The organism is Mycobacterium sp. RTGN4, from assembly GCF_033804635.1.
GTDB lineage: Bacteria > Actinomycetota > Actinomycetes > Mycobacteriales > Mycobacteriaceae > Mycobacterium.
Map to the genome: position 1 here is coordinate 105575 of NZ_JAPZLB010000005.1, position 14008 is coordinate 119582.

General features: G+C 66.3%; 16 protein-coding genes and 1 riboswitch. Of the genes, 11 read left to right on the forward strand and 5 right to left on the reverse strand.

Going from position 1 to position 14008, the window contains the following annotated elements:
* Positions 1 to 7: 7 nt before the first annotated feature.
* Both SLQ30_RS12470 and SLQ30_RS12475 read left to right on the forward strand, forming a co-directional pair.
* On the forward strand, positions 8 to 430 hold the full coding sequence (locus tag SLQ30_RS12470) for a hypothetical protein (RefSeq protein ID WP_319446608.1): 423 nt from the start codon (positions 8 to 10) through the stop codon (positions 428 to 430).
* The gene (locus SLQ30_RS12475) at positions 427 to 1014 is read left to right on the forward strand and encodes a GNAT family protein (protein WP_319446609.1); all 588 of its coding nucleotides are present in this window, start codon (positions 427 to 429) and stop codon (positions 1012 to 1014) included. The genes SLQ30_RS12470 and SLQ30_RS12475 overlap by 4 nt, the downstream gene beginning before the upstream one ends.
* Here the strand turns inward: SLQ30_RS12475 and SLQ30_RS12480 are convergent.
* From SLQ30_RS12480 to SLQ30_RS12490, 3 genes are read right to left on the reverse strand one after another with little or no spacing between them, the layout of a single operon-like run.
* Positions 1011 to 1856: a winged helix-turn-helix transcriptional regulator gene (locus SLQ30_RS12480; protein WP_319446916.1), complete on the reverse strand. Its 846-nt coding sequence runs from the start codon at positions 1854 to 1856 to the stop codon at positions 1011 to 1013. The two genes, SLQ30_RS12475 and SLQ30_RS12480, sit on opposite strands and share 4 nt — an antisense overlap.
* A 44-nt stretch (positions 1857 to 1900) precedes the next feature.
* Positions 1901 to 3418 (reverse strand): carotenoid oxygenase family protein, encoded by a 1518-nt coding sequence (locus SLQ30_RS12485; protein ID WP_319446610.1) that lies wholly within the window; start codon positions 3416 to 3418, stop codon positions 1901 to 1903.
* A gap of 3 nt (positions 3419 to 3421) precedes the next feature.
* Positions 3422 to 4642 carry an acetyl-CoA acetyltransferase gene (locus SLQ30_RS12490; RefSeq protein ID WP_319446611.1) on the reverse strand — a complete coding sequence of 407 codons (1221 nt, stop codon included), beginning with the start codon at positions 4640 to 4642 and terminating at the stop codon, positions 3422 to 3424.
* Between the two features lie 26 nt (positions 4643 to 4668).
* On the opposite strand from SLQ30_RS12490, the gene SLQ30_RS12495 reads away from it, so the two are divergent.
* Complete coding sequence (locus SLQ30_RS12495) at positions 4669 to 4962, forward strand: hypothetical protein (protein ID WP_413468020.1); 294 nt, start codon at positions 4669 to 4671, stop codon at positions 4960 to 4962.
* 142 nt (positions 4963 to 5104) lie between these two features.
* Positions 5105 to 5785, forward strand: a complete 681-nt coding sequence (locus SLQ30_RS12500) for an ANTAR domain-containing protein (RefSeq protein WP_319446612.1) — start codon at positions 5105 to 5107, stop codon at positions 5783 to 5785.
* A 114-nt stretch (positions 5786 to 5899) separates the two neighbouring features.
* On the opposite strand, the gene metE is transcribed toward SLQ30_RS12500, so the two are convergent.
* Entirely contained in the window at positions 5900 to 8170 is a 2271-nt protein-coding gene (gene metE / locus SLQ30_RS12505) for a 5-methyltetrahydropteroyltriglutamate--homocysteine S-methyltransferase (protein ID WP_319446613.1), read from the reverse strand.
* A 124-nt stretch (positions 8171 to 8294) separates the two neighbouring features.
* Positions 8295 to 8502: riboswitch (cobalamin riboswitch) on the reverse strand.
* Positions 8503 to 8591: 89 nt separating this feature from the next.
* Here metE and SLQ30_RS12510 point away from each other — a divergent pair.
* Complete coding sequence (locus SLQ30_RS12510) at positions 8592 to 8951, forward strand: hypothetical protein (protein WP_319446614.1); 360 nt, start codon at positions 8592 to 8594, stop codon at positions 8949 to 8951.
* Here the strand turns inward: SLQ30_RS12510 and SLQ30_RS12515 are convergent.
* The gene (locus SLQ30_RS12515; protein WP_319446615.1) at positions 8858 to 9853 is read right to left on the reverse strand and encodes an LLM class flavin-dependent oxidoreductase; all 996 of its coding nucleotides are present in this window, start codon (positions 9851 to 9853) and stop codon (positions 8858 to 8860) included. The two genes, SLQ30_RS12510 and SLQ30_RS12515, sit on opposite strands and share 94 nt — an antisense overlap.
* A gap of 50 nt (positions 9854 to 9903) precedes the next feature.
* On the opposite strand from SLQ30_RS12515, the gene SLQ30_RS12520 reads away from it, so the two are divergent.
* From SLQ30_RS12520 to SLQ30_RS12545, 6 genes are all read left to right on the forward strand, one after another.
* The gene (locus SLQ30_RS12520; RefSeq protein ID WP_319446616.1) at positions 9904 to 10623 is read left to right on the forward strand and encodes a TetR/AcrR family transcriptional regulator; all 720 of its coding nucleotides are present in this window, start codon (positions 9904 to 9906) and stop codon (positions 10621 to 10623) included.
* An 88-nt stretch (positions 10624 to 10711) separates the two neighbouring features.
* Positions 10712 to 10996: a hypothetical protein gene (locus tag SLQ30_RS12525; protein ID WP_319446617.1), complete on the forward strand. Its 285-nt coding sequence runs from the start codon at positions 10712 to 10714 to the stop codon at positions 10994 to 10996.
* Positions 10997 to 11210: 214 nt separating this feature from the next.
* On the forward strand, positions 11211 to 11510 hold the full coding sequence (locus SLQ30_RS12530) for a hypothetical protein (protein ID WP_319446618.1): 300 nt from the start codon (positions 11211 to 11213) through the stop codon (positions 11508 to 11510).
* A 45-nt stretch (positions 11511 to 11555) separates the two neighbouring features.
* Entirely contained in the window at positions 11556 to 11900 is a 345-nt protein-coding gene (locus SLQ30_RS12535) for a heme-binding protein (protein ID WP_319446619.1), read from the forward strand.
* Between the two features lie 229 nt (positions 11901 to 12129).
* Complete coding sequence (locus SLQ30_RS12540; protein ID WP_319446620.1) at positions 12130 to 12684, forward strand: hypothetical protein; 555 nt, start codon at positions 12130 to 12132, stop codon at positions 12682 to 12684.
* On the forward strand, positions 12685 to 14004 hold the full coding sequence (locus SLQ30_RS12545) for a peroxidase (RefSeq protein WP_319446621.1): 1320 nt from the start codon (positions 12685 to 12687) through the stop codon (positions 14002 to 14004). It begins immediately after the preceding gene.
* Positions 14005 to 14008 lie beyond the last annotated feature (4 nt).

Consider the following 14008-nt stretch of genomic DNA (forward strand, 5'->3'; position numbering starts at 1 on the left):
CGTAAACATGGCTCGGCTGCGCCCCGGATGGTTGGTGGTGGTGTGCGCGACGGTAATCCTGGTCAGCGCGTGGCTGCCATGGCTGACCACGACCACCGACGGTGGCGGGCGGGCCAGTGCGATCGGTGGCAGGGTCGGCCAGATCGCTGTACCGCCGCACGGGTTCGGCGTCGGACAGCTGATCGTGATCTTGACGTCGACGCTGATGGTGGCGGCTGCGATGTCGGCGCGAAACCTGTCACCACGGAGCTCTTCGGCTGCGGCGCTGGGGATCTCGGTGCTGTTGGCGGTGATGACGCTCTGGTACTACCGGCTCTACGTGGGGGCGCCCGTCGCAGCGGGGTACGGGTTCTACATCGGAGTCGTCACGATCGTCATCGCCATTGCACTTTCGGTGTTGGCCATGGTCGTGGCGTGGGGCGCGCGATGAACGTCGAACCGGTCGTGCTCACCGGACCACGCTGGGTCTCGCTGGAGCCACTCACTCGCGCGCACGCTCCCGAAATCGCGACGGCGTCCGCAGACGGGGACGTCGGCGGCTTGTGGTTCACCCATGCGCCTTCACCACAGACGGCGGAGCAATGGATCGACATGCGGCTGGCCCTGCAGCACCCCGACACCGGGCTGACCTTCGTGGCCCGCAGGCCGGACGGCGTCGTCGTCGGTTCGTCGAGCTATCTCAACGTCGACCCGCCGAACCGTCGGCTCGAGATTGGGAACACCTGGTTCTCGGCTTCGGTCCGGCGGACGGGGGTGAACACGGAGAGCAAGCTGCTCATGCTGAGCCATGCCTTCGACGAGTTGGGCTGCATTGCAGTCGAATTCCGTACGCACTTCTTCAACTCGACCAGTCGCGCGGCCATCGAACGCCTTGGCGCCAAGCTGGACGGGATTCTGCGCAGCCAGCAGCTGCTGCCGGACGGGTCGCGGCGGGACACCGTGGTGTATTCGATCCTCGACGTGGAATGGCCTGCGGTGCGCAACAATCTGCGCTTCCGGCTGGACCGCCCTTAGCGCGTCGCTACCTCCGCACCGTGCAGCAGCACCGCGCACTGGTCACACGTCAACGTCGCCTCGAAGTCCGCGCCGCAACCCGTGTGCGTCAGTTCGACCGCTGGGCCCTCCGGCGCATGAAAGCAGTGTTGCGCCCACTGCAAGGCGGTGATGAGGATGGGGAACACCGCGCGGCCCTTCTCGGTGAGCCGGTAGCGGCCATCCGTCGCCGTCAGCACCCCGCTGGCGGTGAAGATCTGAAGCCGGTCGGTCAGCGATCCCGGTGGCGCCCCAAGTTGAGCTGCGAAGTCACCGAACCGACTGGTTCCGACGAAGGCCGCCACCAGAAGAGCGAAGCCCCAACGGTTCCCGAGGATGTTCATGGTCTGGGGGAACAGCCCGGCTCGGCCGCTGGTCGACCGGCGCCGCGTCGAGTGGACGGGCATGGATCGTGACCAGGAGCCACTTGGACCCCATTGGACAACAAGCTCCTTCTCCGTCACTGCCACGCCGCACGCGCGGCAGCACAGCACGGGTGCGAAGTCTGCACCGCAACCCGTGTGGTGCATCGCGGGTAGCCGCTCGGCATGGTCGGTCACCCAATGGCGTTCCCACTCCCAGATCGACACCAGCACCGGCCAAACCCCTCGCCCCCGCGGGGTGAGCACGTAATCCGAGCGCGGCGGTTTGACCTCATACGCCCGCCGCGCCAAGAGTCCATCGGCGGTCATCGCCGTCAGCCGCTGCGTGAGTACCGCGTGGGAGATCGGCAGGCGCGCAAGGAACTCGCCGTACCGCGTTGCGCCGAGCGCCGCCTGCTGGAGGATGAGCAGCGTCCACTCGTCGCCGAGCACTCCGAGCATCCGGCCGACGGCGTTTGTTCCGCCTGCGGGTAGCTCGGTCGGCACTAGAGCCCGATCGCTGCGGCCGCGGTGTCGGTCGACCGCCAGCGCCGCAGTTCCGAGCCGTCCGCCCACGTGGCGTGGGTGCCGCTCGAAACCCGTTCCGGTAGTGCCAGTTTGCATACCGGACCATCGCCCACCCTGGCCGCGTCGAACACCAGGCAGTAGGACGCGTCGTCGTTCATGTCGGTGGTGATCGTGACGAGGTAGCCGTCGTCCTCCGCCGTGCTGCCCACGCGCGGCGCCATGGCCGTCTCGCTGCCATAGACACCGTCGCCGAACCCGATGCGTTCTTCGGAGCCGGTGTGCAGGTCGTGTTTGACCAGCCCGTCGAACAGGAACCAGCCCGGCTTGCCCGTCGCCGCGTAGGTGTAGCGGTAGGGGCGACCGGCATAGCAGGAATTGACCATGCCGAACTCGGAGATGCTGTCGGATAGGCGTTCTTCGCGCGTCGCACCGGTCTTGAGGTTGAACCGCCACCGGTGCAGGCGAGTCTGCATGCGGTCCATGGCGAGGAACCGGAACCTGCGCTGCCACTTGTCGCCAACGCCGTCGTCGGCGGGTTCGGGGTCGCCCTGGAAGAAGCCGTCGAGCACAAGTTCGTCGCCGTCCTCGTAGGCGTTCGGGAAGTGCAGCACATACGTCGGGTCCGCTTCGAACCACATGATCTGCGAGGTGTCTCCACGCCGCGGAATGACGGCGAAGCGCGACGGCATGTCCCGGTGCAGCCGCGGTAGGTGCACGTTGTGCTCGAGCATCGCGGGATCCCAGAACAGTGGAAAGTCGTTGAGGATCACGTAGTTCTCGGTAAACGCCATGTCGTGGGGCAGTCGCGGCCCTGGCAGCGGGACGTCGACGAGGTGCACGAGTTCGTTGTTGGCATCGACGACGCCGTAGTGCATGTACGGCGCCTGCTTGCTGTAGTTGAAGAACAGCAGTTCGCCGGTCCTGTCGTCGACCTTGGGGTGCGCCGAGACTCCCCATTCGAACGGGAACGCGCCGCGCCAGTCCTCCTTGCCGAGCGTGTCGCCGGAGTAGGGGTCGATGCGGTACATGTCGCCGCACTGATAGTGGCTGGTCAGCGCGGTGCCCCGGTGCACGATGACGTCGGTGGACGACGCATCCTTCATCAATGTCCTTGCGCCCCAACCGTAGTCGCGGCGCGCGAGTTCGACGGGCTCCCCGATACCCGGCCACAGCGGACCATTTGCGTCGAGTTCCTCGGCGAACCCGTCGGTACGAACGAATCGATTGCGGTAGAACGCCTTTCCTTCGCGAAAGCCGACGACGTGCACCATGCCGTCTCCGTCGAACGGGTGGTAGTACTTCAACGCGGGATGCAGCGGGTTCTCGGTGTTGCGCAGGTAGACACCGTCGAGGTCGCGCGGCAGCTCACCCTCGACGACGGTCAGGTCGTCGGCGTCCCACTCCGTGCTCTGGGGGAGCCACGGCCCGGTGCGATACGGGTGGTCGTCGTCCTCTGGCAGCGTGGACAGAAACTTGCCGACTACTTCAACGTCCATGGCCTACTCCTTCGCGGTACCGACGACGAAACTGACTGTGGTGGCGGTACTTCCGCCGAAGTTGAGCGTGCCGAACGTCTTGGCGCCGTCGACTTGGTAGTCGCCAGCCCCGCCACTGACCTGCTTGGCCGCGTCCAGCAGCATGCGTACCCCTGATGCGCCGACGGGATGGCCGCCGCCGATGAGCCCGCCGCTGGGGTTCATCGGCAACCGTCCGCCCGGCTCGAGTTCGCCGTTCTCGATGGCCTTCCACGATTCGCCGGGACCAGTCAGCCCGATGTGGTCGATCGCCATGTACTCGCTTGGGGTGAAGCAGTCGTGTACCTCGATGCCGTCGAGGTCGTCGAGCGTGACGCGGGCGCGGGTGAAGGCGTCCAGCACGGCCCGCCGGACGTGCGGCATCACGTAGGGATCGGTCGCGGAGTGCTCGAACTTCTGCTTCATTCCGAGGCCGACCGTGCGGTGGCCCCACCCTTCGATGCGCCCGATGGGTCGCGCGTCGGGATGGTCGCGCAGGTAGTCGTCGGTGACCAGCACCAGGCCCGCGCCGCCGTCCGTCATCTGGCTGCAGTCGAAGCGCCGCAATCTGCCCTCGACGACGGGGTTGGTCTCCACGTCGCTGGTCCCGGCCATCAGGTCCGGCACCGTCCACTCGCGGGTCTGGGCGTTGGGGTTGTTGCGCGCGTTGGCGAAGTTGAGCTGGGCGATCGCCCGCAGGTGAAGCTCGTCGATGCCGTACCGACGGTCGTACTCCTCGGCGACCGACGAGAACATGTACGGCCACATGAACGTGGCCTCGCTGCCCTCGTGGCCGATCCACGCGGCTGCGCCAAGGTGCTGCGCGGCGGTGTCGCCTGGCACCGTCTTCTCGAGTTCCACGCCGACGACGAGTGCCGTTTCGTATGCGCCGGAGCGCAGGTCGGCGATCGCGGCGAGCGTGGCGATGCTGCCCGACGCGCACGCGGCCTCGTGTCGCGATGACGGGGTGTCCCACAGCCCGTCGACCATGGTGGCCGGCATGGCGCCGAGGTGTCCCTGACCAGCGAAAAGCTCGCCGAAGGCATTTCCCACGTGGACGACGCCGATGTCGGACGCGTCGATCTTGGCGGCCTCGAGCGTCGAGTTCACCACCTCGGCGGTGAGTCCTGCGAAGTCGACGCCCTCGCGGTGCAGATTGCGCGCGAAGTCGCTTTGGTAGCCACCGAGGATCCACACGCTGGTCATGACCGCACGGTACTACAACTAACAGAGTGACTGGGCGGAATGGTCGCGGAAATCTGTCGCATCATCCCGCGGGCCTGCCGCCTCTCACCTACATGAAGGCACACAAGATCACCTACGAACTCGTCGATCGGTTGCACGTCGGGCGCTCGGCACGCGTCTCGGGGGACGGAATCGCATCGGTCGTCTCGACCTGGCTGGCCGAATTCGGCGTGGACAGCCCACTGGCAGAGGAGCTCGCCAGGGCCGCCCGCGCCAACAACTGGCCCGCGGTACACGCGATCGGCGACAGGCTCTCCCTCGAGGTGATGGTCGCCGCCTGACGGTCTCGCCGGCTCTTGCTGAACCGGCGAGACCTAGACGTACTCGGGCGTCGACTACCGAGTCCATCTATATGCGAGCATTGCCCGCGCGTGGGATGCACAAACTTCCGCGCACACCGATCGACAGAGGAAGATGGCGGACATGACGTCGCAGAACCACGACCTCGCCCTCCGGATGGCCGAACTGGCCAGGACCATCGCGCTACGCAAGGTCGACGAAGTGCTGGCCGACGTCACGGCGACCGCCAAGGAGCTCATCCCCGGCGTCGACATCGCTGGCGTGCTGCTCGTCGGCAAGGCGGGCAGCTTCGAAACGCTCGCACCCACCAACGACCTCATGTTCAAGCTCGACGAACTCCAGATGCGCTACCTCGAGGGCCCCTGTGTCACGGCGGCACTATCGGAGATCGTCGTGCGCACGGACGACTTCCGCAACGAGTCGAAGTGGCCCAACTATTCGCCTGAGGTCGTCCAGCTCGGCGTGCTCAGCGGGCTGTCGTTCAAGCTGTACACCGCCGACCGCACCGCGGGCGCGCTCAACCTGTTCGGGTACGAGCCCAAGCTGTGGGATACCGAAGCCGAGACCATCGGCATGGTGCTGGCGGCGCACGCGGCCGCGGCGATCCTGGCCAGTCGCGAGGGTGATCAACTCCAGTCGGCACTATCGACGCGGGATCGCATAGGGCAGGCCAAGGGCATCATCATGGAGCGATTCAAGATCGACGACGTCCAAGCGTTCGGCATGCTCCGTCACCTGTCCCAGGACACCAACACCAAGCTCATCGACGTCGCACTGCGCGTGATCGACACTCGGGGCGACTGACGCCGAAGCGCTGGTTTCCCGTCGGACGGTTCCGCCACCCCGGCCGAGTGTCGACTTATGCCACGCCATTCTCGAGCGCGCGTGACATAAGTCGACATTCGGCGGGATGGACGCTCAGCCGTCGGCGCGCACCTGAGCGGTAGCGGCGACCAGATTTCGCAGCGACTCGACGACTTCTTCGGTGCCACGGGTCTTGAGCCCGCAGTCCGGGTTGACCCACAACCGTTCGGCCGGAACGGCTTTCAACGCTGCGCGCAGCGACTCGGCGATCTCGGCCGTTCCTGGCACCCGCGGTGAGTGAATGTCGTACACACCCGGACCCACGGAGTTCGAGAACCCGACGGCATTGAGGTCGTCGAGTACCTCCATGTGGGAACGCGCTGCCTCGATCGAGGTGACGTCGGCATCGAGGTCCGCGATGGCTCCGATCACTTCGCCGAACTCTGAATAGCAAAGGTGAGTGTGGATCTGCGTCGAATCGGCCACTCCGGACGTGGCGAGCCGGAACGCGCCGACTGCCCACGTTAGATACTCGCCCTTGTCCTTCGACCGCAACGGCAACAGTTCGCGCAGGGCGGGTTCGTCGACCTGAATGATCGCGATGCCCGCGGCCTGCAGGTCGACGGTCTCGTCCCGGATCGCCAGCGCGATCTGGTTGGCGGTGTCGGCGAGCGGCTGATCGTCGCGGACGAACGACCACGCCAGAATCGTCACCGGACCGGTCAGCATGCCCTTGACCGGCTTGCTCGTCAGCGACTGCGCGTAGGTGGCCCACTCGACGGTCATCGGCTGGGGGCGCCCGACGTCGCCGAACAGGATCGGCGGGCGCACGCACCGGGTGCCGTAGGACTGCACCCAGCCGTTCTGCGTGGCGAAGAACCCGTCGAGTTGTTCGGCGAAGTACTGCACCATGTCGTTGCGCTCCGGCTCGCCGTGCACAAGCACGTCAAGACCCAATTGCTCTTGCAGTGCAATGACTTCGGCGATCTCCGACTTCATCCGAGCGACGTACTCGGCTTGGTCGATTTCACCCTTGCGCAGCGCGGCGCGGGCGATGCGGATCGCCGAGGTCTGCGGGTACGAGCCGATGGTGGTCGTCGGCAGGGGCGGAAGGTGCAGCCGCGCGTTCTGACTCTCCCGCCGCGCCGCTGCCGAGCCGCGCTGGGTGCCCGATGCGGTGATCGACTCGATGCGGGCCCGGATGTGGCCGTTGCGGAGCCTTTGATCGGTGCGCCGCGACGCGATCGCCGCGTTCGACGCTTCGATCGCGTCGGAGACCGAGTCGCGGTCGTCGCGCATCGCCTTCGCCAGCGTCGCGACTTCCGTCACCTTCTCGCTGCCGAAGGCCAACCAGCTGCGCAGCCGATCGTCCGGCTCGGTCTCGGGGTCCAGCGAGTACGGCACGTGCAGCGTCGAGCATGATGTGGATACCGCAAGTGCGCCAACGGAACCCAGCAACGAAGCGAGGGTGCCGAGGGCCGCGGCGAGGTCGGTGCGCCAGATGTTGCGGCCATCGACGATGCCTGCGACGACGGTCTTGTTGGCGAGTTCGGGCACGGCGGCCACCGCCCGAGCGTCGCCGGCCACCAGATCCACTCCGATGGCCTCGACGGGTGTGCGGGCCAGCGCAGGCAATGCAGCGTCGAGTCCGCCGAAGTAGGTGGCGACGAGAATGGCCGGTCGCTTCACCAGCGAGCCCAGCACGCCATAGGTGCGTTCGGCCAACTGGGGCCCGTTGTCGAGGATGTCGGTGACAAGTACCGGCTCGTCGAGTTGTACCCACTCGGCCCCCGCATCGACGAGTTGTCCGAGCAGTGCGCCGTAGAGCGAAATCAATTCGTCCAACCGGTCGATCGGAGCGCCCGCTCCGCCGACGGCCTTGCTCAGGGCCAGGAATGTCAGCGGTCCGACGATCACCGGACGCGCGTCAATACCTTGTGCGCGCGCCTCTTTCAGTTCGCCGAGCACCTTCTCCGGGTTGAGGGTGAACTTCGTGTCGGGCCCGAGCTCCGGGACGATGTAGTGGTAGTTGGTGTCGAACCACTTGGTCATCTCCAACGGCTGGACGTCGTCGTTACCGCGAGCCGCGGCGAAGTAGCGGTCGAGGTCGTCGGCGATGCCCGCTACTCGCGGAGGCAGGGCACCGAGCAGCACGGCGGTGTCGAGCACCTGGTCGTAGTAGGAGAAGGTGTTGACCGGCACGGAATCGAGTCCGTTGGCGGCCAGGCCGGCCCACGTGCTGCGGCGAATGTCCGCGGCCACCGATTCGAGCTCCGCGCGACTGACGCGTCCGGCCCAATACCCTTCGGTGGCGCGTTTGAGTTCGCGATTGGGTCCGATCCGCGGCGAGCCGAGAATGGTTGCGGTGAATGGTTCAGTGGTCATGACGTTCCTTCGTATGCGACGCGGTGGTTCATCGCCCGAGGACCATCAGCCGAACCGGCCACGCGTTCAACGTCAACCGTCACGGCCATGCGCCCATTCCGCGAGGCGATGCACCGCCGGACGCGGCGCGTCCGGCACAGCGGGCAGGTCTTCGGACTCACGAGCGCGCACCGACTTCGGTGCTCCTACTGGCCGTCGCTTCCCAATCGCAGACGTGTCTGCGAACCAGTGCTGATGACGGCGGTCGTTCTCGTATACCGCTGCGGGACAGTCCCGGATTCTCACCGGATTCCCTCTCGCGCTGCACCCAAACCGGCGTGCAATGCTCGATGCCGGGACTTCGCTTGCGCTCGGCCCGGTAAACCAGCTGCAGTGGGGAGCCTACCGCCACGCTTGACGGACGGGACTAGGGTCGGGGTCCATGGCCAGCTTCTTCGTTCGATGCTCGGCCGCCACGGTCGTCCTGCTGGCGGTGGGCGCCCCTGGGCTCGCGCACGCGTCGCCGACGTTCGACGATCCGGGTTTCTCCGCGTGTACCGGGACCACGCTTCCCGGTCTGGACCAGACCACGGACGACGTCACGAACAAGTGCTGCGCCACCCACGGCGGAATCCCGATGAGCACCACGTACGGAATGGGTTGCGTTGCGCAGGTGGATAATCCACCCGACGACTATCGCCCCACCATCTACATGCCGACGCGGCCGTCGCCGCCGGGGGAGGGTGACGATCCCGCGTTTGACGAGTTGGAGAAGCAGCCGCCGCTGCCTCCGCCGCCGTGAGATTCGGTGATGGCGCGGCGGACTTCGGGGACGACCTCGTGCATCCAGCGCTGGATCGCCGATTCTGGTTGGCCGCCTGGTAGGTAAATGAGGCCTGCTGCGTCGTAATCGAGCACCGCTGAGGTCAATTCGTCGACCCACTGGTCGACGGAACCGCCGATCCAGCGGCCGTCCTCGTCGCGTGTCTTGGGTACGGCGCGGCCGGTGAGCCGGCCGCCCAGGTTGTAGATGGTGGCGACTTCGTAGGGCGCTCGGCCCGCCGCCGCCGCGGCTTCGTCGATGAGCGGGCGTGACGTGGCGACCAGGGCGCTCCTCCAGTCCGCGGCGTGGGCGGGTATCCAGCCGTCGGCAAGCCGACCGGTGACCGCTAGCGATCGCGGACCTTGGGAGCCCGTCCAGATCGAGGGCGTCGGCTCCGGCGATGGGTCCGCCTGGCGCAGTTGGTAGAAGCGGCCGGTGAAGTCGACGGGCGGCCCCCCGCCGGTGAGCGCGCGCACGACGGTGATCGTTTCTTCCATGGCCTGAACCGATTCGGCGGGCGAGCGGGGTGGCACGCCGAGGCGGGCCAACTCGTCCCACAGGCTGCCTGCGCCGATCCCGAGGACGATGCGGCGGTCCGCAAGGGCGGACAGGCTTGCGACGGTGCGCGCGAGCAAGGGCGCCGACCTGATTCCGATGTTGGTGAGGTTGACCACGCCGCTGATTCGCCGGGTGGCGCCGAGCACCATGCCGAGCGCGGCGTAGGCGTCGATCTGGTCGGCGTAGTTCGGGTGGTCGGGGATCGACACGATGTCGAGGCCGGCGTCGTCGGCCGCCGTGGCACGGGGGAGGAGTTGGCGTACGTCGGCGAGGCCGGGTTGCAGGCCAAGGCCGAACCGCACCTGCGGCCGATTGATAAACACGAACACCGTTCTAGTTACGAACAGTGTTCGTGTCAAGTTATGGTGATCGCGTGAACCCGAAAGCGCGCCGCGCGGCGCGTCACCAGCCTCCGAACCATGAGGGCGATGCCGAACCCGGGCCGCGGCGCCGCACGGCGCAGATCACGCCCGAGCGGGTCATCGACACGGCCCTCGACGTCGTCGCCACCGAGGGTTACGACGCGCTGACCATGCGCCGGTTGGCGGGCGCGCTCGACACGGGACCCGCCTCGCTCTACGCACACGTGGTCAACAAGGCCGACCTCGACGAGCTGCTGATCGGGCGGCTGTGCGCCCAGATCGTCCTACCCGAGCCAGACGCCACCACGTGGCGGGCACAGCTCGGCGGCGTGTGCGCGCAGCTGCGCGACCAGTACCTGAAGTACCCCGGAATCTCCCGTGCCGCGTTCGCCATGGTCCCCACCGACCTCGAGATCGTGCGCGTCACGGAAGGGATGCTGGCGATCCTGCTGGCCGGGGGTGTCGCCCCGCAGGCCGCCGCGTGGGCCAGCGACGCCCTGTTGCTGTACGTGGCTGCCTACTGTCTCGAGCTATCGGTCGCGCGCCAGCGCTCGGCAGATGACGACGCAGCCTGGGTGCTCGACCGCGACGAACTGGTGCGCCGGTTCACCGCGCTGCCCGCCGCGGCCTTTCCCCACGTCACGCGTCACGCCGCCGAACTCACCGCCGGCGACGGCCACGACCGATTCGACTTCACGATCGGCCTGATGGTCGCCGGCCTCGCTTCGTAGCGCCGAAGAATTCGAGTGGCGGCAAACTCCCGCTTCGCCGGGCCATCCGTGACGAGCTTTGCGACGAATACGGGTTATGGGCCCGACGATGCGTACCTCAGCGGCGCCCCAATTGGCGGGGGAAGTGCGGTTTCGACGCGAAGGCGACCAGATCTGCGTCGATCACGCGACACCGGTCATGTGGTTCGCCCGCCATGTGCTCGAGCGCTGCCGAGCGAACCCCGACGTGGGACTGAGTTTCGACGGCGTGCACGTGACGCTCCATGCACCGAACGGACTATGGGTCTGGAAGCTCACCGGCCGCAGTTGGTCCCATCGCGACGGGCCTGGCGCCGAACTCCTCGTCATGGTCGAAGGAGTGTGGGCGGACTGAGGGCCGGGTTCCAGTGAGGCAATGGTTCACCAAGTGAAACGAGTTCCCTTCGGGCAGTGGCCGACTCGGCTGGCGCGGCGATCGCGACACGGAGCCGATCATGAAATGTGCGATACCGCTGCGTACACAGCTTTGGCGATTTATGCTGCGCGAGACTGGTCATGCACCTCGACACGGGGCCGCGGTGGGACCGTCATTGCCGGGGGGAGCAGACGTGCGCACGAGCCTTCGCTACCTGACTTTGGGGCTTGCCTTGACGTTGATGCCCGTCTTCATCGTCACCGCTGCCTCGCCCGCTTTAGCGGACTGCACCAACGCCGGGAACGCGACCGTGTGCGCACAGGGCACCGTCCGCGGCGGCGGCCCGACACCGCCGTCGGCGGGACCTTACTACCCCTCTTACTGCGCCGACCCCTGGTATTGCGATGACGGGTGGGACATGGACATCATCTGGGACCCGGGGCGTCCGAACAGGCCCGGTGGTGGCGGCGGCGGTATCGGGCCGCGGCGCTGACTCGCAAATCACGTCCCCAACGCATTCGATCAAGGAGCCTCAAATATGTTCGAACGTAATCTGATTGCCGCCGGGATGATCGCCGGCGCGATGCTTGTGGGTACTTCGGCAACCGCCGCCGCCGATCCGCCGAACTGCACCGCGGCCGACCTCGCCGGCGTCATGTCCGGGGTGTCCGCGGGGACGTCGGCATATTTGTTCACCCATCCCGAAGTGAACGACTTCTTCACCAGCCTCAAGGGCAAGCCCAGGGACCAAATGCGGACGGACATCGAGGCCTACATGTCCGCGAACCCGCAAGTGAGCGACGAACTGAAAAACGTCAGGCAGCCCGCGGCCGACTTCCGCGCGCGTTGCAACGCGCCGCTGCCTGACATGCCAATGGGCTAGGTCCTGAGCTGCAGACGTTGCACTGAGGAGCAAACAGTCGTGCCGCGCTACGACGTTGCGTTGCAAGACAACTGAGGTATTTTCGCAGGTCTTAGTTCAATTATTGAAGGTATCTGCTTTCTTGGATTCCGCGATCCCGGTCGGCTCTTCTTTCTGGCTGTCAAAGCCCGCAACTGCAGGCGGTACCGGTGCTACGTTCTGTTCACCAATACCGTGAAGGGGCGTCAATATGACCGAACAAGATTGGTCCAAACCCGCCGCGCTCGCGATCCCCAAGGAAGGCTATTTCGAGCTGGAGCGGGGACGGTACGGCCCGGTCTTTCCACGGACCCCGGCGTGCTACGGCTTCTCGATCATCGCCAAGGTCAAGGAGGGCCGAGAGGATGCCGTGCGGGCATATGGCAAGACGATCGAGGAGACCATCGCGGCCAGCCCGGACGCGTTGGCGCCGTTGCGGTTGCATTACCTGCGGTGGAATCTCTTCGACGTCGGGTCCGGGTTGCACTTCCAATACATGGGCATCTTCGACACCGACTTCGACAAGTACACCGAGGACGCGGTCGCCCTGTTCGGCGCGACCGGCATCACGACCATCTTCACCCAACTCGAAGGCTTCCCGGAGGACTGGAAGACCAACCCGGACGCGTTCATCAAGTTCGTCCGCGATCACCACGTCCCCAGTTTTCTGGAGTACGGGGAGTACCCGTACGCGACGGCCGATGAGATCAAGAAGGCGCTGCGGCTCAAGGCTGCGTTTTCGACGATGCTCGATCAGATGCAGTAGATGCTCGAGTTCGACGACATCCAGCACCTCCTGCTGACGCGCACTCCGGCGATCACAGGGCGTTACGAGTTCCTGTCCTTCGATACGCCCGAAGGTGGGCGGGCCTGGCTGACGGAGTTGCTCGACAAGGTCCAGTCGGCAACCGATGCGCAGGCCACGATGGACGAGTCGGAACGCTGGGTTACGTTGGCGTTCACCTGGAATGGGCTGCGCGCGCTCGGTGTGGACGAGGGGTCCCTGGCGAGCTTTCCCGACGAGTTCCGCGAGGGGATGGCCGCCCGCGCGGACATCCTCGGAGACACGGGTTCAGCGGCTCCCGAGCACTGGGTCGGCGGGCTTGCCGGTGACGATGTGCACGCGATCGCGATCCTGTTCTCGCGTACCGAGGAGCAGTGTCAACGCTCCATCGCCGAGCACGACAAGCTTCTGGCAAGAACCGACGGGGTGCGGAGTCTGTCGGTGCTCGATCTGAACGCGTCGCCGCCGTTCAACTATGCCCACGACCACTTCGGCTTCCGTGATCGGTTGTCGCAGCCTGTGATGAAGGGATCCGGCGAGGAGCCCACACCTGGATCCGGCGCGGCGCTGGAACCCGGGGAGTTCATCCTCGGCTACCCCGACGAAAACGGACCGGTCGCCAATCTGCCTGAGCCGCAGGTGTTGTCGCGCAACGGCAGTTACATGGCGTACCGGCGACTGGAGGAGCACGTCGGGCTCTTCCGTGATTACCTGCGCGAACGGGCCGACACCGCGGAGGGCCAGGAACTGCTGGCCGCGAAGTTCATGGGCCGCTGGCGCAGCGGCGCCCCCTTGGTGCTCGCGCCGGACAAGGACGATCCGGAATTAGGTGCAGACCCGATGCGCAACAACGACTTCAACTACAAGGAGATGGACCCGCTCGGCTACGCGTGCCCGCTGGGCTCCCACGCACGCCGGCTCAATCCGCGGGACACCGCGCACAACATGAACCGCCGCCGCATGATCCGCCGCGGTGCCACCTATGGGCCCGCCCTGCCCGACGGTGCGCCCGACGACGGCGTGGACCGCGGGATCGCCGCCTTCATCATCTGCGCCGATCTGGTGCGCCAGTTCGAGTTCGCCCAGAACGTCTGGATCAACGACGAGACCTTCCACGAACTGGGCAACGAGCACGATCCGATCTGCGGAACCCAGGACGGCACCCTGGACTTCACCGTCCCCCAGCGCCCGATCCGCAAGGTACACAAGGGGATACCGGCCTTCACGACGTTGCGGGGCGGCGCCTACTTCTTCCTGCCCGGGATGAATGCACTGCGCTACCTCGCCACACTCGGCAACTAGAAGG

Coding starts and splice junctions, on each gene's coding strand:
- SLQ30_RS12545 (WP_319446621.1), top strand. CDS start 12,685: ATGCTCGAGTTCGACGACATCCAGCACCTCCTGCTGACGCGCACTCCG.
- metE (WP_319446613.1), bottom strand. CDS start 8,170: ATGACCACTGAACCATTCACCGCAACCATTCTCGGCTCGCCGCGGATC.
- SLQ30_RS12485 (WP_319446610.1), bottom strand. CDS start 3,418: ATGGACGTTGAAGTAGTCGGCAAGTTTCTGTCCACGCTGCCAGAGGAC.
- SLQ30_RS12470 (WP_319446608.1), top strand. CDS start 8: ATGGCTCGGCTGCGCCCCGGATGGTTGGTGGTGGTGTGCGCGACGGTA.
- SLQ30_RS12480 (WP_319446916.1), bottom strand. CDS start 1,856: ATGCTCGGAGTGCTCGGCGACGAGTGGACGCTGCTCATCCTCCAGCAG.
- SLQ30_RS12500 (WP_319446612.1), top strand. CDS start 5,105: ATGACGTCGCAGAACCACGACCTCGCCCTCCGGATGGCCGAACTGGCC.
- SLQ30_RS12535 (WP_319446619.1), top strand. CDS start 11,556: ATGTTCGAACGTAATCTGATTGCCGCCGGGATGATCGCCGGCGCGATG.
- SLQ30_RS12510 (WP_319446614.1), top strand. CDS start 8,592: ATGGCCAGCTTCTTCGTTCGATGCTCGGCCGCCACGGTCGTCCTGCTG.
- SLQ30_RS12475 (WP_319446609.1), top strand. CDS start 427: ATGAACGTCGAACCGGTCGTGCTCACCGGACCACGCTGGGTCTCGCTG.
- SLQ30_RS12540 (WP_319446620.1), top strand. CDS start 12,130: ATGACCGAACAAGATTGGTCCAAACCCGCCGCGCTCGCGATCCCCAAG.
- SLQ30_RS12525 (WP_319446617.1), top strand. CDS start 10,712: ATGCGTACCTCAGCGGCGCCCCAATTGGCGGGGGAAGTGCGGTTTCGA.
- SLQ30_RS12490 (WP_319446611.1), bottom strand. CDS start 4,642: ATGACCAGCGTGTGGATCCTCGGTGGCTACCAAAGCGACTTCGCGCGC.